Below are 19,904 nucleotides of genomic sequence, written 5' to 3' on the forward strand. Positions count from 1 at the left end.
AACTTAAAATTTATGAAAAAAACGGCTATTATCTGTCTCTTGTTCTTCATATCAATAAAGGGGATTTCGCAAACCAGTCTGGATCAGAATGGGCTTAAAACAACAGTAACCAATACATTGCTGAACTCAAGTCTACAAGCTATGCGGTATGAAATAGCGGCGGTTGGCTTTAATCCATATCATTGGCAATATGGGGGCTCAATTATAATTGAATTATTTCACCAATACTATGCAAGTGGTTATGAAAAATATTCATTGGGAATTAGCTATGGAAGTCCAGCTTTAAGATTAATTGAATCGCATGGGGTTATGCATACAGCGATGATTAGTCTGGGTACGACAAGTGATTTAAGCACCTCAACCAGTGGTGTGATAAATAAGGTACTACCTGTTTATTTAGATCTGCAATCTTATGCCGGATATAAGGTAAGGATAACATACATGCAGGAAAAAGTTGACGAAGTAACCGATCGAAACCAAATACAAACCAATACAAACCCATCAGGTGTAATCATTCCCGACTTTGTTGTTTCAACCGTCTTATACAATAACATATACTCTTCCGGAAACTTAATGCTTAGCGGAAATGGACCGCACTATATAGAAAATGGTGATGTAGGCATAGGCACTACCGACCCTAAAGGTTATAAACTAGCAGTTAATGGCAAAATACGAGCTCAGGAGATTAAAGTAGAGGCTTCCCCATGGCCGGATTATGTCTTTACCAAAGATTACCAACTACCTACCCTTCAACAAACAGAAAACCACATCAAAGAAAAAGGCCATTTGCCCGGCATCCCGTCCGCTGAAGAAGTAAAAGCCAATGGAATTGATTTGGGGGAAATGAATGCGAAGCTGTTGCAGAAGATTGAAGAGTTGACGCTGCATGCAATAGAGCAGAATAGGAAAATAATGAATCTGGAAGAAATTATTGGAAGAAACAATCTCAAATAAAATGAAAAGATTATTTTTTATTGCGATTTTTTTTATTGCATCTTATTGTGCTACGGCACAAAACACTTTACCCTCCAGCGGAAATGTTGGTATAGGGACAACCACTCCAATTTCAGAGTTGCAGGTAAAGGGAACAGCTATCATTGGTAATAGTGCAGGAACGAATTATAATGAAAATTTAAGACTCCCTAGTTCTGCTGGGGGATATTCCTGTCTTGCTTTGGGAGCTATTCCTGGTAGTTATGGTAGCGGACTAGGACAATGGTCATTACTTAAACATCCTGAGGATCAATTTTACAGATTTAGTATAAGGCATTTTAATACTGAATGTCTAACAGTTTTGACCAACGGAAATATGGGGGTTGGAATCGAAAATCCTGCTGAAAAACTATCCGTTAATGGGAAAATACGTGCCCATGAAATCAAAGTAGAAAATACAAACTGGCCAGACTACGTCTTTACAAAAGACTATCAACTTCCAACCCTTCAGCAAACAGAAAAGCATATTAAAGAAAAGGGCCATTTGCCCGGTATCCCGTCAGCTGCGGAAGTAAAAGCTAACGGAATCGATTTAGGAGACATGAATGCGAAGCTGTTGCAGAAAATAGAGGAGCTGACTTTATATCTGATTGAAAAAGATAAGGAGATTAAACAATTGAATCATTTAAATGATAGAGTTAAAGAGCTGGAATTAAAAATTAAATAACAATAAATATGAAAATGTTTAAGAAATATATCATTTTGGCCCTATTGGTATTAATAGGATTAAAAGGGAGTACACAAACTAACTCATTTCCTACGCCTTATGGATATGCCCAAATAAGAGATGATGCAAACTCACCAATAGCTTTTATACAAAGTACCATTGATTGTACATATTTTGGAAATATTGGCAATAACCCCATTGCTTTTGGAAATGCTTCTGGCTATAAAAAAATGATAATTCAAGACAATGGCAATGTGGGTCTTGGTAATCCTAACCCAGGATCGAGATTGAGCTTTCCTAACGTTGATGGTACCACAGAAGCAGAGGGAATCACATGGTATAGTCCCACACGTACTGTATATGGTATTCACAGAACAGAAGGGGCATGGACTTCTCCCAATTACCAGCAATTAAGATTAGGTTGGGAAACTGGGATTATACTAGATCCAGGGCAGGGTTATGGTAAAAGTTATGTAGATGTGCAAGGTGCGGGATTAAGAGTAACTTCTGGTGATATTGGAATTGGAACTGTAGATACTAAAGGTTATAAACTAGCTGTTAATGGAAACATTCGGGCCAAAGAAGTGAAGGTTGAAACTGCCAACTGGCCCGACTATGTATTCACGAAAGATTACCAGCTACCTACCCTCCAGCAAACCGAAAACCACATCAAAGAAAAAGGGCATTTACCCGGCATCCCATCAGCTGCGGAAGTAAAAGCCAATGGTATTGATTTGGGTGAAATGAATGCGAAGCTGCTGCAGAAAATAGAGGAGCTGACATTGCATTTGATTGAAATGAAGAAAGAAATAACAGAGCTTAGATCAAATAGAAACAAGCTTTAGCTAGTAGATTTTAACTATTCTATACTGTGAATCTAAATGGATTTCATAACAGTAACCACAGAAAAGCAATAATATTTTCAATAAAAAAGAAGAGTGCAGTGTGGCTGCACTCTTCTTTTTTAATATTGTCTGGTTCAGCCATTAAATATGACCGGAAGTTAAATAGGGCGTAAAACCAATGGTTGATGTTAAGAAAATTAAATACTGACAATATGAGAAGATATCTGTTAATGGGGATGCTGACAACTATAGTTTACAGCTCATTTGCACAAACGAATACTTTTCCTACGAGCGGAAATGTTGGGATAGGGACGTTAACTCCTACTGGTAACCTTGAAGTGATTGGATCCACTAATTATAATTGGGTCACTACAATAGTAAATAACGGAGTCACAAATGCACATGGGTTATACGTAAACATTAATTCATCCAGTAATGGTGTCCCTTTTCGGGTAGATAAGGGCAGTAGTCCTTTATTTGAGGTTACTAATAGTGGTATGGTAAATATTAGCGGAGTGACTAGTTTGAGGAGTAGTGTGCCAACAGATGGCTATTTAACTATAAATCCAGGAGGGCCTACAACACAGGGATACATCAATTGGTGGAAACCGGGAAATACTAGAGTGGCATACATGGGGTATAATGATGGATCAAGTTATAATAATTTGGGTTTAACCTTGGAAGGTGCAAATTTTATTGTAAATGGTGGCAATGTCGGCATTGGTACTACAGATCCAAACGGGTATAAACTAGCCGTTAACGGAAAAATTAGAACCCAGGAAATCAAAGTAGAAAATGCCAACTGGCCAGACTATGTATTCATGAAAGATTATGAACTTCCAACCCTCCAACAAACCGAGCAACACATTAAAGAAAAAGGCCATTTGCCCGGCATTCCTTCAGCCGAAGAAGTAAAAGCCAATGGTATTGATTTGGGAGAAATGAACGCGAAGCTGTTGCAGAAAATAGAGGAGCTGACTTTATACTTACTCGAACAGAATAAACGGCTAAATGACCAACAAAAAATGTTAGTCAACCAGCAATTGGAAATTCAAGGGCTTAAAAAACAAAACAATGAAAATCATAAATAAAATAATCTGGTTCATACTTATATTCCCTGTGGTTGGAAATGCACAGGTTCTGGGACCTGATCAGGGAAATAATGTCGAAATTTCATCAATCGCAGGCGCTAGTCAGAATTCATTCATGAATAAACAGTGGTTGTATCGCAGCCAGAACGGGAATGATTGGACCAGTACAAGGTTACACAACGGGATTAGCATAGACAATTCATTTCTTGTGCCAGGAGTTAGCTCAAAAACCTGGTGGGAAAGAGATCCGTATAATAACGTTCAATCCTGGGGAAATGCTGCAAATACATATTTAACAATTAATCAGGGTAATATTGGTATTGGTACAGCAGATCCAGGAAGCAGAAAGCTAAAACTTGTAACCGCTTCAGCAGAAACCGACGTTGGTATAGAAGTTGAAATTGGTCGCACAACTGGAACCAATTATGGCGTTGTTGGCAAAGCAATAGGTTTTGGGGCCAACACCAATATAGGTCTTTTTACTGCTGCAACCGGGGCTACATCTAACCTTGGGTTAAGAATATATAATGTTGCCAGTGCAACTGGTAGTTATGCAATTTATAGTGACTCACCAGCACAATCTTATTTTCAGGGAAACGTGGGGATTGGGATTGAAACACCTACAGACAAACTTGTAGTAAATGGAAACATTCGTGCACGTGAAATCAAAGTTGAAAATGCCAACTGGCCTGATTATGTATTTACAAGAGACTACCAACTCCCAACCCTCCAACAAACAGAAAATCACATCAAAGAAAAGGGCCATTTGCCAGGCATCCCGTCCGCTGCAGAAGTAAAGGCCAATGGAATTGATTTAGGGGAAATGAATGCAAAGCTGTTGCAGAAGATTGAAGAACTCACTTTGCATTTAACTGAAAAAGAGAAACAGTTAAATCATGAAAAAAACATCAATCTAAATCAAGAGGATAGATTAAAACAGTTAGAGTTGAAAATAGAACAATTAAATAAATAACAATTGAACATAGGTATTATGAAAAATTTAATTTGGGTTTTAATTATGCTAGGCAGTTTAACTGTGAGGGGGCAGAATACACCGGTCTTTAACGGGAAGCAGATGATTGATGTAAGCCGTATTTCTCCATGGGATTTTACGACCCGGCCTGCAGGCTGGTATCGAATAGCAAAAGTTTTGGGGGGTGCCAGGGCAAATGCCACTTTTGAATTGAGAGAAGGGGCCGACCATTCTACATTAAGGTTCGAAATTGGAGTAAACTATAATAGTTCTGCGGGTTCATCTTTCACACTTACTAATCATAGCTATTATATGAGACCTACATTCCCTAAAATAAGGCTATTAAATGGGGGAACTTATAATGATGCATTTCTGGAAGTTTACGTCGATCCTCACAACAACAATGATCAACATTTTGATGCCTATATAGTTAATCCCCTTGCTGAGGGAGATTGGCAACTTGTAGAATGGACAATTGGCGATATTCCTTCAGGTTATGTAGTTACAGAGTACAATACGGATAAGCTATTTAGTGTGGGAAATAATCCTAATGGCAATATTCTATCAGTTGGAAGAGATGGAAATGTTGGTATAGGAACTATTTCTGCAGCAGAGAAATTGGCCGTAAAGGGAAATATCAGAGCAAAAGAAGTTAAAGTAGAAAATGCCAACTGGCCCGACTATGTATTCACGAAATATTACCAACTTCCAACCCTTCAGCAAACCGAAAATCACATTAAAGAAAAAGGTCATTTGCCTGGCATCCCATCAGCCTCGGAAGTGAAAGCCAATGGAATCGATTTAGGAGACATGAACGCGAAGTTATTGCAGAAAATAGAGGAGCTGACATTGCATTTAATAGAAAAAGACTCAGAACTGAAACTTCAAAAGGGTATGCTCAACAAACAACAGTTGGAGTTGAATAAACAACAAGAGCAAATTAATTCGATTATGAACAAGCTAAAGTAATACTATATGAAAATTTCAGTGTTAGGTGTGCTAACCTTATTTTTTATTTCTTCCGTATATGCTCAGGATATGAGTTACAATACAATAACTACAACATCTATAGATGCGAATAACCCAAATTCGATTAGGATAATTGGACAAAATAATCCTGTAGGCCCAGTGAGTGCGAGAAATATATCCTTTGATTTTGAATCTGCAGGTAAAGCGCAGATTCAAGCTTACCGAAATAGTTCTATGGGCACTACCTTACAATTTTTAACAAATGATGATGGAGATCCATTTATGGGAGCGCCAACTGTAAGAATGCAGATCAGCAGGAACGGTAATGTTGGCATTGGTTTAACCAATCCAACTGCGAGATTGTCTGTTGTTCACGGAGAAGGTTATGGCAAAGTCGCAAATTTTAGCAGTGCACTTGGTGATGAACATGTGGGAATTGGAACTGAAAGTAATGGATTTTCGTGGATTGGTACTACTTCTAATCATAATTTTCAGATTTATGCAAATAACGAAGCAAAGTTATCTGTGCTTGCTAATGGATCCGTAGGGATTGGAACGATTGCTCCAGCACATAAATTAACCGTATTAATGGATGCATGGACAAATGGAGAGGGGGTAGCTGTACAGGCCGTTACTAGTACAGGTACTGGCTCACAACCTGGTTATGCGCTTTTAAATTCATCTGGTAATAAAAGGATGTATAGCTATTTAGATGTATTTACAGATACTTATAATATTGGAAATGCTTCTGGTACTAGTTTAATGACACTGAATCAGAATGGCAATGTAGGAATTGGAACGGTAACTCCCGGAGAAAAACTCTCTGTCAATGGCAATATCCGAGCTAAAGAGATCAAAGTTGAAAATGCCAACTGGCCGGATTATGTATTCACGAAAGAATACCAGCTCCCAACCCTTCAGGCAACAGAAAACCACATCAAAGAAAAAGGCCATTTACCAGGCATCCCGTCAGCTGTGGAAGTAAAAGCCAATGGGATTGATTTAGGGGAAATGAATGCGAAGCTATTACAGAAGATTGAAGAACTGACTTTGTATATGATTGAACAGAACAAAAGAATTCAAACTCAGAATGAAAAATTAGCTCTTCAGGAAATGCTGAGCATTGCCAGTAAAAAAGATTCTGAACTGCAACAAAAGCAAATTGATCAGCTTAAACAACAGTTGCGGGAAATTAACCTCAAATGATATGATGAAACAAGAGGAGAACGTCTGAATAGTAACAATGATAAATAAGAACACTAAACAATAAGAATTAGGTAATATGAAAAAGTATTTATTTACCACAATGCTATCTACCCTAGTATATGCTTCATTTGGGCAGGTTACCAATGCTTTCCCAGTGGACGGAAATGTCGGGGTTGGAACAGCCGTTCCTCAGTTTAAATTTCATCTTGTAGCTGGTCATGCGAATACAAGTATGAATTTACATTATCCCGATCCAAATCCGGCAAGGGTAGCAGATCTTACCTTATGGGCAAGTGAACCCGGCTGGACATATACAGGAGCTGGAATAGGAAATAATGTATACAATCACATTTCCGGGCCAGGAGTGATTAGAATTAGTGAAGCTAAAGGGGGGTCATATATGAGATTATTAGATCAGGAGCTTCGGTTGAACATTGTCAAACTAGATGGGACAGATATTTCTGCGTTGGCGGTTAATCCATTAGGAAATATAGGGATAGGAACAACAAACCCTCTAGCCAATCTGCATGTAATAGGTGCTATTAGATGGGGTGGTGAAAACACCAATTATCTCCATACCGGACAGGATGTAAGTGGGGCATATTTCGAACAGGTAGGAACTGATGCAGATAAAAGTAGGATTAGGTTTCAAACATCAAAAAATGGTTCTGGATCAAATTATGCACAACTTTTAATAGATCCGGAAAATGGTTTTAGTTTCCTGAACCTGGGAGCAGCCAGTTCCAATGTAGGCATAGGCACAAAGGATACTAAAGGATACAAACTTGCAGTTGCAGGAAATATGATTGCAGAATCGGTTAAGGTTCAACTTCAGGGCTCATGGCCGGATTATGTTTTTACAAAAGATTACCCACTTCCAACCCTCCAACAAACAGAGCAACACATCAAAGAAAAAGGGCATTTGCCCGGCATTCCTTCTGCCGAAGAAGTGAAAGCTAATGGTATTGATTTAGGCGAAATGAATGCGAAGCTACTGCAGAAGATTGAAGAACTGACTTTGCATTTGATAGCACAAAATAAGATGATTAAGGCTCAGCAGAAGGAAATGGACATTTTAAAAACAAGTTTAGCAACTAAGTTAAAGTAATTATGAAAAGATCATTTTTATCATTCGCACTATTTACAATTTGGATTTTTTCTGCCCAAGCCCAGATACCAACGGCAATAGTTACTGGTCCGGGTACAACCTATGTGTATGTAGGAAGTTTATTAAAAAGCACCGATGACACTGGGAATTCTCAAAAAATAGCTATTAAAATAATTGGGGGTTCCTGGTTTTCAGATTCTAACGGAGAGACCAATTTCTATATATCAAACAGAGAAGGTCTTGACATTAAACAAGTAAGTATAGGAAGCTCTTTCGGTGATAGATTAAGCTTGAAAGCTTATCAAAATAGCACAAGCATTGACTTTTACCTTGAGCCCCGCGCAGATAGTTATACCTCCTTTGCGGTAACTTCTTTTACTTATGGGAGTGCTGTAAGTTCACAGTTTATAACAATTACAAGTCAGACAACGGCGCCAACTGCGACAGATATTACTTCTTCTTTGGTTATATCTCCAATCACAATGACTAACGGAGCAGGCGATATGGGGATTGGAACAAACGATCCCAAAGGCTACAAACTAGCCGTTAACGGCAAAATCAGAACGCAGGAAATCAAAGTAGAAAATACTAACTGGCCGGATTATGTTTTCACCAAAGATTACCAACTCCCAACTCTCCGACAAACAGAGCAACATATCAAAGAAAAAGGCCATTTGCCCGGCATCCCGTCAGCTGCTGAAGTGAAAGCTAATGGTATTGATTTAGGGGAAATGAATGCGAAGCTATTACAGAAGATTGAAGAACTGACTTTGCATTTGATTGAACAGAATAAGGGCCAAAAAGAACTTCAGGAAGAAGTTCAAAGCTTAAAAAATGAAGTATCCAATTTAAAGTCTAAACGATGAAAAGAACATTTACCATACTGACACTATTTCTACTGTCCAGCTTAAATAGCGAAGCTCAGGAAACACTCCAAACAGTAACAGATAGAGGAAATACGACAAGCAATAGAATATCTTTAAACCCTGTTTATCAATTCGGAAGCAGGATAACTGCATACGGAGCTGGAAGTGGTTATTTTGATATCTATAATAATTCCAATAGTTCAATTTCTTTGGCACTTAAAAGATCTGATGGAGCTTCTGTATTTGAAGTTGATGGACATTCAATGAGCTCACATTTTGGGGGAAACGTTGGGATTGGAATAGCCGATCCGACTGCAAGGCTAGATATTTCTGGTGGTATTGCAATTCAGTCTTCACTTACCAATATATCCACTCGTCCACCAGTTAGTTCGAGTAAAATATCAGGGGAAATCAGAGCATATAGTCTTACTCATTTTATGGCAGATGATGGGTTTCTAAGGTTGAGCGCTGGTGCCGGAACTACACACAGTGTTCAATCATATATTGATCTTACTGGATATTCGACTGTGCCTGATATGAATATGAATATAGTTTTAGGAGCAGGCGGGGCTGAGAGAATGAGAATACTCGGTTCTGGAGATGTCGGAATTGGAACAAACGATCCCAAAGGCTACAAACTTGCCGTTAACGGCAAAATCCGCGCACAGGAAATCAAAGTAGAAAACACCAATTGGCCAGACTATGTTTTCACAAAAGATTACCAGCTTCCAACCCTCCAGCAAACCGAAAATCATATCAAAGAAAAGGGGCACTTGCCTGGAATTCCTTCTGCTGCTGAAGTAAAGGCCAATGGAATTGATTTAGGGGAAATGAATGCGAAGCTGTTGCAGAAGATTGAAGAACTGACTTTGCATTTGATTGAACAACAGAAACAAATTAAGGATCTAAATGAAAGGGTGGGAGATAAGGCGACTATTTCTAAAAAGGATCTAGTACGTAAGTAATAGTTATGAATACAATTTTATATGAAAATGAAAAATACGCTTTTATCAATGATTTTTGCTCTTGGGGTCAGTCAGGTAGCTTTATCCCAAACTAATGTATTGCCAGCAATTGGTAATGTTGGAATTGGTACATTAACTCCTCAATATAGCCTCGATGTAAATGGTAAAATCTTTGTAAGGGGAATTGGAACCTATCATTATCCAGATAACGCAGACCTACAAATTGGTTATGGTTTGGCTAGTTCTGGGACAAATGGGACAGTGTCGAGACTATCAATGCAACCATTTGGACATACTGGAGGACCTTGGAAGTTCAATGCGAGAGATGACGCGGCTAGCGCTTATTTAGATCTCAATTATGGAGTTCAAAATGCCATAACAATTCATCATGCAGGTAATGTGGGGATTGGCGTTTTAATCCCAGATTCTAAACTCTCTGTCAATGGAAACATTCGTGCACGTGAAATCAAAGTTGAAAATGCGAACTGGCCGGATTATGTTTTCACCAAAGATTACCAACTCCCAACCCTCCAGCAAACCGAAAATCATATCAAAGAAAAGGGACACTTGCCTGGAATTCCTTCTGCTGCGGAAGTAAAAGCCAATGGAATCGATTTAGGGGAAATGAATGCGAAGCTATTGCAGAAGATTGAAGAACTGACACTACATTTGATTGAAAAGGAAAAAGAGATCACTAATCTAAAACAGAGAGACCAGCAGCAAGAGGATAAAATCAATTTTATATTGAGCAAGTTGAACCATTCCAATTCACAAAAGTAATAGCTACTTTGGCTGCGTGTTCGTCAGAAAAATCGAATTGCCAGATCAGATTATCAGGGCTCTTATCAACATCGTTAAGGCTAAAGATTATTGGGCTGAAAGAGCCTTTAGAGCAGATTTGGTTGAGGTTTGCTGGAGTTTGGGTACCATTTAGCCCAACAAACCCTAACTAAACCCTCAGGCAACCCCCATTGAGCTGAAGCAGATCTGTGCCTCCTTCCGATGGATGATCTTTAATGCTTAGGGGTAAAATTTAAAAACGCTGGAAATTTATTTTCTTTTAAAAACCCGCTTTGAAGCCTGCTAAATCCGGTTTTTTCAGGTAGGTGGCCGAATGTCATTATATATCCTTTGGTTTTTTTGGTTAAAAATGTATAGACTTACATAAAATACTCGGTAAATTTAACAGGGAATAAATACAAAGGGAAATGGGTGCTTACAGCACATACAATGTAACTAATTCAGCACTTAAATATGGATTTCAAGCCTTACTTGCAAGAGATTGGACTAATAGAGGAAAGTATTGAATCTTTTGCCAATTATCCATTTAACATTCCTGCGATAAAAATGATGCCTGTAATTAAATTTCATGCAGATGTTACTTTTATCGTTGGCGAGAATGGATCGGGAAAATCTACATTTATCGAATCCCTGGCACAGTGGCTAGGTCTGTCCAGGGAAGGTGGCTCAAATCAAAGCAGAGTGACAGAAAGGGCAGGTTTGTCGCTATCAAATCATTTGAGAGGGGTAAAGGGGGTTCGTAAACCCTCGGATTATTTTTTTCTACGTGCAGAAAGTTTGTATAATGTGGCGACTTATCTTGATGAAGTGGGACGCGTAGCTCAAAACTACGGAGTCAATTCTCTACATGAATGTTCGCACGGAGAATCTTTCTTAGCAATAATGGCAAATAGACTAGGGGGTAATGGTCTTTATCTCTTTGATGAACCGGAGGCTGCGCTTTCTCCAACACGGCAACTGACTGCTTTGAATCTTATTGATACATTAGTAAAAAAAAATCACAGTTCATAATTGCCACACACTCTCCAATACTGCTGGCATATCCAAATTCGAAGATTTATCAATTTGATGAAAGTGGCGTAAAACAAGTTAGCTATGAAGAAACAGAACAATTTATGGTTACAAAGGCCTTCCTGAATAATTATAAATCGATGGTGAAAAGTTTATTAAGAGATGATTAATACAAACAGCAACCCCATCGTATTTTATAATTTGGAAAATCCCAAAACCCCCGAATGGATGTTCTGGGTTTTATTTTTGAAGGGCCTGGATTTCTTCTTTTGAAAGTTTGGTATATTTTATAATCTGATCAATAGGCAAGTTGTCAGATAACATTTGACGGGCAATTTCAACAGCTTTTTTGTGTTTTGCTTCTTCTACAGCATAATCCAACACATTTTTACTGTCCCATTTCTGCTTTAAACTTGTATTGTACATATCTCTTTCCTCCTTAGTCAGGTTGGCGTATTTAGCTAATGCAAAAAACTGATCAAATTCCGGGCCGGATAAATATGCAGGACGCTGTTTAAATTCTGTTAAATGTTTTAATGCATATAACCATTTATCCAGTTCTGTATGCAATTCATGCGGCTTCTTCACAAAGTTAAGCATCTCTATAAATATAAAGCTGAGTTTATCGTAAAATATTTTTCCTGTATGCCTGTTGGCCAGGCATATATCCTGCAGGTATTCATATCTGGGGGTGTCGGGGAGGTTAAAGTTTTCCAGGAAGGCCAGCAGGTAAACTTCTGAGATGTTATAAGCCCATCCTTTTATTTTTCCTTTTGGTGATTGTTCGCTGATGGCCCTTGAAGTATAGTACAAAGCACGTTCTTTAAAATATTTCTGGTAACCGGTTTGAACCTCGATAATAAACCTGCTTCCGTCGGCATCGGTACAAACTATGTCGAATACCACACCTCCCTCTTCTTTTATTTCGCCATGATATTCGTTTTTTCCGAACTGGATTTCTGTAATGTACTTTTTACCTTTATACAACTCATTTAAAAAACCGATGAGTATTGGCTTACTTTCATCTGTGGCAAATAACCGTTTAAAAGCGACATCTAAAAATGGATCGATATAAGTGGTGGTTTGTATAGTTTGGTTTGGCATTTATTACTGGTTTAGTTACACAGCAAAGCTACTCTGGTAAAAATTGGAAAACCTAGGTTGGCCGAAATTCAGCTAAAATCGCGGTTTTTTATAAGTATTGCCTAATAAAATATGTTTAGAGCTTATGCTGGTAGAGGCTTACAGAATGTTGTTTGGTAGGAAAATAATATATACCCGACTATGCGAATCTTTTGTTGCGGTATGGCTTAAGGGGGAAATTTAAAAATGCTGGAAATTTTATTTTCTTTTAAATTTGGTTTGGCAGTATGCCAAGGCATGTTTTGTACCAAATGGGCTGATAGTCACTTCAGGATATGTGGTTTTTAGCGCTGGTTTGTATAAGTTTACCTGAGGATTGGGTTTTGATTTATTCGAAATTTTAGTTAACTTAATATTGGGATTTAAACATAACAAGGAAATGAGTGCTTATAGTACTTATACAGATCAGGAGCTACTCGCTAAATTGCGTGGTGGAGACAAGTTTGCATTTGATGAAATTTACACAAAGCACTGGAGCAAGGTGTATAACCAGAGTTTCAAAAAATTACATGACCCGGAACTGGCCAAGGATATTACACAGGAAGTATTTATCTATTTATGGCAACACCGGGAAAACAATCTTATTGAAAACCTACCGGCCTATCTTTTTACTTCGGTACGGAACAATGTGTTCAGGGCATTGAAAAAACAAGACCGTTTTATTCCTGTTACGGATTTGATTATAGAGGCCCGGGCATTTTACCCGGATGCAGATGCGGATTTGCTTGCGAAAGAATTTTTTAAAACCTACGATATATTGGTTAATGCAATGCCGCCTGCACAGCAGCGGATTTTCAGGATGCATTATCATGACGATCTTTCGACCCAGGAGATTGCAAAAATACTAAAGCTTTCGAGAGGAACGGTACAAAATCAACTTACCAGGGCAGTAACGTTGTTGAGGGCTTCGTTGTTGAGTATTGCTTTGATGATAAGCCAGCAGTAGTATTATTGAGACTGTTTTCTGCTTCGCAACTGCTACTTGGTCAGCAATTCTTCCATTATGCCGCAAAGAGAGATCGCAGTTATATTTTCTGCCATTGGGAATCTATCCTGGCCTGAATAAACAACAAACCTCTTACTTGGGTTGATGTCCTGACAGGCTATATGAAATCCTTTAGACAGTGTTGGTGCAGAGTTCCGCTTAATTTCTATAGCCCATTTCTCATTACCGGAGAACTCCAAAACTAAGTCTATTTCCGCCCCATTAGAAGTTCTGTAATAATATGGAATAACATTATTGGGCGCAACCGATAAGATATTTTCAATCACAAATCCTTCCCAGCTTCCTCCTGCTACTGGGTGGCCAAGCAGATCATTATAGCTTTCCAAATTAAGCAAGGCATGCGTAATTCCACTATCTCTTACATATACTTTTGGAGTTTTTACCAGACGTTTTCCAACATTTTGAGTCCAGGGTTGTAAGCGGCGTACTAATAATAAATCAACCATCAGATCCAGATATCTGCTCACTGTTGTTGAAGTGACTTCCAGACTTTTAGAAATTTGTGAAGCATTGGTCATTCCTCCCTGAACATGCGCAAGCATCGTCCAGAATCTTTCCAGTGTGACAGCTGGAATGCGGGGTCCTAAAAGTGGAATATCTCGTTCAAGGTAGGTTCTGATAAAATCACGCCTCCATGCCATACTATTCTTATCACTATCAGCGAGCAGGCTTTCAGGAAATCCCCCTCTTAACCAAAGCTGGTTTTGGTTTTCAGCATTGTTAGCCTTAAATTCTAAAGCATCAACACCTTGGAGTTCTATATAAGCAATCCTACCTGCAAGCGACTCACTGGACTGTTGAAGCAAATCCATAGAGGCGGATCCCAGAAATAAAAACTGTCCATATTTATGTCCTCTCCTACGCTCTTTGTCAATGATTCCGCGAAGTGATGCAAATATTTCAGGTACCCGTTGAACCTCATCCATGATAATCAGATGATCACGATTTTCTTCGTGGAACGCACTTACATCCTGGATTTTTTGAAGATCAAGGCTATCCTCCAAATCAAGATAAACAGCAGTTGTTGTGTCACTGATGTTCATTGCAATGGTTGTTTTTCCAACCTGACGCGGTCCCATTAATGCTACAGAAGCGCTTCTTTTGAGTGCTTCTTCGACTTGTTTTTCTACTCTTCTTAAAATCATCCATGCAAATTTAATATTTAATATTGAATTTGCATGGTTAAATTCTGGTTTTAGCACCAAAATATTTTTTCATTTCTTATGTGACTTTTTCATTTTCATGTCTCATGTATATAAATGGCATGTTATAAACAATGGAAAAGAAGCAATTTATACTGATACTTGGAAGGTACTTAAAGCAACAGGCTACACCTGATGAGGAAAGGCTTTTACATACCTACTATCATTTGTTTATGGCAGATAGCGATGTGCTGTTACTGCTGAATGATGCTGAGAAAGAAAAATTGAAACTCCAGATCAAAGCAGGAATTGATGCTGTTATAGAAAATACAGCCAACAAACCAGTTAAGCCAGTTTATAAACTTTGGCCACGTATTGCCATAGCTGCCGCTGCGGTAGCAGCGATTGTTTTTGGGGTATTCTTTTTTAAAGCACCCCGCGATCTTGAGGGAAGCGCAGCGACGAGAGAACTCATGAACGACATTGCCCCGGGTAAAAACACCGCAACCCTTACCCTTGCCAATGGTAAAACCATAATCCTAAGCGATGTTAAAACCGGGGTAATTGTTGATGCGAACAGTTTGAAGTATAATGACAACACCCTCATCTCGACCGAAGGGAGAGATAACGGCCCTGGCGGGGATGACGTGGTAATGAGCACTCCACGCGGCGGCACCTACCAAATTACCTTACCCGATGGCACACGTGCCTGGCTAAATGCCGACACAAAAATTTCTTTCCCATCACAATTTATTGGTAAGGAACGCAAAATTTTGATAATAAATGGAGAGGTGTATTTTGAGGTGGCTAAAAACAAGGAGAAACCTTTTATAGTAGAGAGTGATGGACAGGAGGTAACCGTACTGGGTACGCATTTTAACATTAGTGCTTACAAGGATGAAGGAGCGATTAAGACGACTTTGCTGGAAGGCAGTGTGAAAGTGTCGTCATCTGGACAGCGTGTAGTAATCCTAAAACCCAACCAGCAATCTACTGTTGGGGCCAATGCCGGTATAACGGTTAAACAGGTAGACCCTGAAGATGCAATTGCATGGAAAGAGGGCTATTTTATTTTTAACAGTGAGAATCTGGATGAGGTGATGCGACGGGTATCAAGGTGGTATAACGTACAGGTGGTATTTGAAGATGAGAGTTTAAAACACGAAACTTTTATTGGAACAATTAGCAAATATGAACAGGTTTCGAAGGTGTTAAATATGCTTGCCAGAACCAAAGTAGCGGAATTTAAAATAGAAGGTAATACTATAATTATAAATAAAAAGAAATAAGACGGTTTAACCAGCCGCAGGGCATCATCTCCCTATTGATTTAATGATTAATTTATTCAACTAAAACTAACCGAAAACATGAACAACCAGAAAGACATTCCATAGCATAGGACGAAAAAATAAAGGGCCCCGATTTGTATCGAAACCCTTTAATATCTGCTTCCTGAAAACATTGATAAACAATATTTTGTAACCTGGTGATTGCTCGTCCTTCGAAAAATTTGCAATCATCATAACAGATACGTAAATGTATAAAATTTCTACCAGATATGGTATGCCGAGGGGCTACCTTATAAAACTACCTGTAATTAAAAGAAAATGGCTTATGCGAGTTAACTTGATCATACTCTTATTAATTACTACGCTGATGCAGGTAGGCGCAGCTACTTTTGCCCAAAAAGTGACACTGAAAGAGAATGGGCTTACCATGGAACGGATGTTTAAGGAAATAAGAAAACAAACCGGCTATGATGTTTTGATGAGGAATACAAGTTTAAAAGGGCTAAAAGTTAATGCAAATTTTCAGGATACCCCTTTAGAAAAAGTAATGGATTTCCTGGTTCAGGGAACCAATTTGACCTATAGCATTGAGGAAAAAACAATTGTTATAACTGAAAAATCTCCCTCTTTTATAGACCGGGCCAGGAACGTCATCTCGAATATTGTGAGAGATCTAACTGTAAAAGGAAAGGTAACAGACCAGGATGGGAAGCCGCTCCCAAACGCAAGTATCCGGGTAAAAGGGAGAAGTGCTGTTACGAATACTAACCAGAATGGTGAGTTTGAGCTTAAAGGCGTGGATGATGATGCGGTGTTATTAGTGAGTTATGTGGGGTTTAAGCCCTTGGAGATTAGTTTGAAGGATGCGTTGATGCCCTTGGAAATTAAGTTGAATATTCAGACTGGGGAGTTGGAGGAAGTAAAAGTGGAATATAATACTGGTTACCAAAAAATCCCTAAAGAAAGGGCTACTGGCAGTTTTGTGTTTATTGATAGTGCAACGATTAACAGAAGGGTGGGTGGAAATATTTTGGCGAGGTTAAAAAATCTTGTGCCAGGATTGCTGTTTGATAAAAGCTCGACAGAGGCTGGGAAGGAAAGGCTTCAGCTTAGAGGAATGTATTCCTTCTCTGAATCAATGGCAATACCATTAATCGTTGTCGATAATTTTCCTTACGAAGGAGACATAAATAACATCAATCCTAATGATGTAGAAAACATCACTATTTTGCGTGATGCGGCGGCCGCGTCCATTTGGGGTGCAAAAGCGGGTAACGGGGTAATTGTGATTACTACCAAACAAGGTAAATTTAACCAAAAAGCAGAGGTTTCTATAACTTCAACTATTTCTTTGGCTGGAAAACCCGATCTCTTTAAACTCCCTATTGTATCCTCTGATGTAATTGTTGATCTGGAACAATTTCTTTATGAAAGAGGTACTTACAATTACGGCTTAAGTGATCCATATATCCCAGTGTCTAAAGTGGCTTTGATTTTAGACGAGTTAAAAGCAGGGAAGATATCAGACGAAGAATCAGAACGTCAATTGAACATATTGAGAAATACAGATATAAGGAATGATTTATTAAAATACAGTTATAGAAATAGTGTGAATCAGGGTCATGCTTTAAATATTTCGGGAGGCTCCAATGCCATCAAATATTTCATATCTGCGGGATACAATAAAGACTTAACCTCCCTTAAGCGTGATGACAATACTCGATTTACATTAAGTTCAAATAATACAATTCAGTTGGCCAAGAATCTTGAAATGCAAACTAGTGTTAATTTTATTAGTGGTCAAATTTCAAACAACAACACGGTTGAATATGGTAAAGGCACATTAAATGTTCCAAATTATTATAACCTTTCGGATGCTGAGGGCAATTCACTATCGATACCATATTATTTTAAGCAATCTTTTTTAGATACTGCTGGACGAGGAAAGTTGTTGGATTGGAGTTATAGACCACTTGACGAATTGAGAAATAATGATAACACTCTTAGAAGCCACACTTTTATAGGTCGTGTCAATCTGAAGTTCAACATTTTAAAAACACTGAAGCTTAGTGCAGATTATCAATACTCAAAGGGTACAGTATCGAATCGTACATACAATTCCATTGATTCATACTTTACTAGGGACTTGATAAATATGTTCTCCAATCTTCAAGCAAATGTGTCGAGTGATAAAAAGTACCCCGTACCAATGTCTGGAATTCTTGACCTAACGAATAGTGAGCTTTCAACTCAAAACTTGCGCTCTAACCTTAATTTTAATCAAAGCTGGTGCAATAGACATGAACTGAATTTTACTGGGGGAGCAGAGCTTAGTGAAAAGAAAACGAGCTTCTATGCAAATCGTAGTTATGGTTATAACAAGGAATTGTCGGTAACTTCCAATGTAGACTTCATCAATCCATACCCTACCTATTATGGCTTTTTATTTCAAATTCCAGACATTGGCGGTAACAAAATTAATTCTCAAAATAATCGGTTTGTTGCATTATATGCAAATAGTTCCTATACGTACAATAATAAATATACTATTTCAGGAAGCATTAGAAAGGATGCGGCTAATTTGCTTGGTGTGAATACCAATCAAAGAGGAAGGCCATTCTGGAGTACAGGTTTATTATGGAAGATTAGCCAAGAACAATGGTATTCATCGGCTATCCTACCTTCGCTTAGTACAAGGATGAGCTTTGGTAATGGTGGAAATACACGCTTTAATGGTTCTGCGTTGACAACAATTAACTATTTGCCATCATCTCTTAATCCGAGTATTAATTTGCCCTCAGCTAGAATTAGTGGGAATGGCAATCCTGATCTAAGATGGGAAAAAGTAGCCCAATTAAATATCGGGATAGACTTTGGCTTTAAAAATGATATCGTTTCAGGAAGTATTGAATACTATAAAAAAAAATCAACAGATGTTTTAGCTTTTCGACCTCTCGATCCGACAACAGGTATACTATCAATCACCTCAAATTCTGCAAGTATAAAAGGGAGTGGCATAGATCTAAAGGTTAACGCTAACCTAATTAGATCTACAGCTTTTAACTGGTATCTAGCCGGAAACTTTAGCACAGCTAAATTTCTCGTAAATGAGTATTTGTATGAGCAGGATTTAACAAGTAAGATACTAAACGGGACGCTTGATCCCATAAAGGGGTATACTCCATATTTACTGACTAGTTATAAGTGGATGGGCCTGGATCCAAAAAACGGCGATCCGCAAGGTGTATTAGATGGTCAAGTCAGTAAAGATTGGGATAAAATAACAAATTCTACTCCATTTGATGGGATAGTTAAACATGGTTCAGGAGTTCCTACATCATTTGGAAATTTAGTGAATAGTATTTCTTATAAAAGCTTTACATTTTCGGCCAATTTGATTTATAAATTTAATTACTATTTCAAAAGCCCTCAATATTCGGCTAATCAACAACAACAAATTGGTATAACCAGTTTAAGCGATGAATATAATAAAAGGTGGCAAGCGCAAGGAGACGAAAAGCATACAAATGTCCCTTCATTCTCATATCCTACTCCAATAAGTAGAGATATATTTTTTAACAGTTCAGAAGCACGTGTTGAAAAAGGTGATCATATCAGAATTGACGACTTTTCTTTATCCTATATCATTAATAAGTCTGCATTTAAGATGCTCCCATTTAAAAGTCTTGGCTTAACCGCAAATGTTTCTAACCTGAATTTAATTTTATGGAAAGCTACGAAAACAGATCTCGACCCGGAAAATCCGGGAGGAAATATTGCTGGTAAAATCGTTTCTCTTGCTGCTAATATAATTTTTTAATAAATAAGC

Annotated in this window: 17 protein-coding genes; 15 read left to right on the plus strand and 2 right to left on the minus strand. The window is 38.3% G+C overall.

Features of this window, described 5'->3' with window-relative positions:
* The first annotated feature begins 12 nt into the window (after window positions 1-12).
* The 12 genes from PHEP_RS21455 (at window position 13) to PHEP_RS05350 (ending at window position 11,495) form a co-directional block, all read left to right on the plus strand.
* Window positions 13-954 (plus strand): hypothetical protein, encoded by a 942-nt coding sequence (locus tag PHEP_RS21455; RefSeq protein ID WP_012781221.1) that lies wholly within the window; start codon window positions 13-15, stop codon window positions 952-954.
* A gap of 1 nt (window position 955) precedes the next feature.
* On the plus strand, window positions 956-1,660 hold the full coding sequence (locus tag PHEP_RS21460) for a hypothetical protein (protein WP_012781222.1): 705 nt from the start codon (window positions 956-958) through the stop codon (window positions 1,658-1,660).
* A 14-nt stretch (window positions 1,661-1,674) separates the two neighbouring features.
* Complete coding sequence (locus PHEP_RS22145) at window positions 1,675-2,505, plus strand: hypothetical protein (protein WP_187290734.1); 831 nt, start codon at window positions 1,675-1,677, stop codon at window positions 2,503-2,505.
* Window positions 2,506-2,690: 185 nt separating this feature from the next.
* The gene (locus tag PHEP_RS21470; protein WP_012781224.1) at window positions 2,691-3,596 is read left to right on the plus strand and encodes a hypothetical protein; all 906 of its coding nucleotides are present in this window, start codon (window positions 2,691-2,693) and stop codon (window positions 3,594-3,596) included.
* Window positions 3,580-4,569 (plus strand): hypothetical protein, encoded by a 990-nt coding sequence (locus PHEP_RS21475; protein WP_012781225.1) that lies wholly within the window; start codon window positions 3,580-3,582, stop codon window positions 4,567-4,569. The genes PHEP_RS21470 and PHEP_RS21475 overlap by 17 nt, the downstream gene beginning before the upstream one ends.
* A gap of 18 nt (window positions 4,570-4,587) precedes the next feature.
* Window positions 4,588-5,538 carry a hypothetical protein gene (locus tag PHEP_RS21480; protein WP_012781226.1) on the plus strand — a complete coding sequence of 317 codons (951 nt, stop codon included), beginning with the start codon at window positions 4,588-4,590 and terminating at the stop codon, window positions 5,536-5,538.
* Window positions 5,539-5,544: 6 nt separating this feature from the next.
* On the plus strand, window positions 5,545-6,744 hold the full coding sequence (locus tag PHEP_RS21485; RefSeq protein ID WP_012781227.1) for a hypothetical protein: 1,200 nt from the start codon (window positions 5,545-5,547) through the stop codon (window positions 6,742-6,744).
* Window positions 6,745-6,820: 76 nt separating this feature from the next.
* On the plus strand, window positions 6,821-7,852 hold the full coding sequence (locus PHEP_RS21490) for a hypothetical protein (protein ID WP_012781228.1): 1,032 nt from the start codon (window positions 6,821-6,823) through the stop codon (window positions 7,850-7,852).
* A 2-nt stretch (window positions 7,853-7,854) separates the two neighbouring features.
* Window positions 7,855-8,718, plus strand: coding sequence for a leucine-rich repeat flightless-interacting protein (locus tag PHEP_RS21495; RefSeq protein ID WP_012781229.1), 864 nt, complete (start codon window positions 7,855-7,857; stop codon window positions 8,716-8,718).
* Window positions 8,715-9,683 (plus strand): hypothetical protein, encoded by a 969-nt coding sequence (locus PHEP_RS21500; protein WP_012781230.1) that lies wholly within the window; start codon window positions 8,715-8,717, stop codon window positions 9,681-9,683. Before PHEP_RS21495 ends, PHEP_RS21500 begins: the two co-directional genes overlap by 4 nt.
* A 21-nt stretch (window positions 9,684-9,704) precedes the next feature.
* Complete coding sequence (locus tag PHEP_RS21505; RefSeq protein WP_012781231.1) at window positions 9,705-10,463, plus strand: hypothetical protein; 759 nt, start codon at window positions 9,705-9,707, stop codon at window positions 10,461-10,463.
* 474 nt (window positions 10,464-10,937) lie between these two features.
* On the plus strand, window positions 10,938-11,495 hold the full coding sequence (locus PHEP_RS05350) for an AAA family ATPase (protein ID WP_202901285.1): 558 nt from the start codon (window positions 10,938-10,940) through the stop codon (window positions 11,493-11,495).
* Between the two features lie 240 nt (window positions 11,496-11,735).
* Here PHEP_RS05350 and PHEP_RS05355 read toward each other — a convergent pair whose 3' ends face one another.
* Window positions 11,736-12,599 carry an Rpn family recombination-promoting nuclease/putative transposase gene (locus PHEP_RS05355; RefSeq protein ID WP_012781232.1) on the minus strand — a complete coding sequence of 288 codons (864 nt, stop codon included), beginning with the start codon at window positions 12,597-12,599 and terminating at the stop codon, window positions 11,736-11,738.
* 418 nt (window positions 12,600-13,017) lie between these two features.
* Here PHEP_RS05355 and PHEP_RS05360 point away from each other — a divergent pair, with 418 nt between their 5' ends.
* Window positions 13,018-13,584, plus strand: a complete 567-nt coding sequence (locus PHEP_RS05360; protein ID WP_012781233.1) for an RNA polymerase sigma factor — start codon at window positions 13,018-13,020, stop codon at window positions 13,582-13,584.
* A 32-nt stretch (window positions 13,585-13,616) separates the two neighbouring features.
* Here the strand turns inward: PHEP_RS05360 and PHEP_RS05365 are convergent, their stop codons facing one another.
* Window positions 13,617-14,789 carry an ATP-binding protein gene (locus PHEP_RS05365; protein WP_012781234.1) on the minus strand — a complete coding sequence of 391 codons (1,173 nt, stop codon included), beginning with the start codon at window positions 14,787-14,789 and terminating at the stop codon, window positions 13,617-13,619.
* A gap of 131 nt (window positions 14,790-14,920) precedes the next feature.
* Here PHEP_RS05365 and PHEP_RS05370 point away from each other — a divergent pair, with 131 nt between their 5' ends.
* Both PHEP_RS05370 and PHEP_RS05375 read left to right on the plus strand, forming a co-directional pair.
* The gene (locus PHEP_RS05370; RefSeq protein WP_012781235.1) at window positions 14,921-16,075 is read left to right on the plus strand and encodes a FecR family protein; all 1,155 of its coding nucleotides are present in this window, start codon (window positions 14,921-14,923) and stop codon (window positions 16,073-16,075) included.
* A gap of 247 nt (window positions 16,076-16,322) precedes the next feature.
* The gene (locus PHEP_RS05375) at window positions 16,323-19,895 is read left to right on the plus strand and encodes a SusC/RagA family TonB-linked outer membrane protein (protein WP_012781236.1); all 3,573 of its coding nucleotides are present in this window, start codon (window positions 16,323-16,325) and stop codon (window positions 19,893-19,895) included.
* The last annotated feature ends 9 nt before the right edge of the window (window positions 19,896-19,904 follow it).

Origin of the sequence: Pedobacter heparinus DSM 2366 (assembly GCF_000023825.1) — a bacterium.
GTDB lineage: Bacteria > Bacteroidota > Bacteroidia > Sphingobacteriales > Sphingobacteriaceae > Pedobacter > Pedobacter heparinus.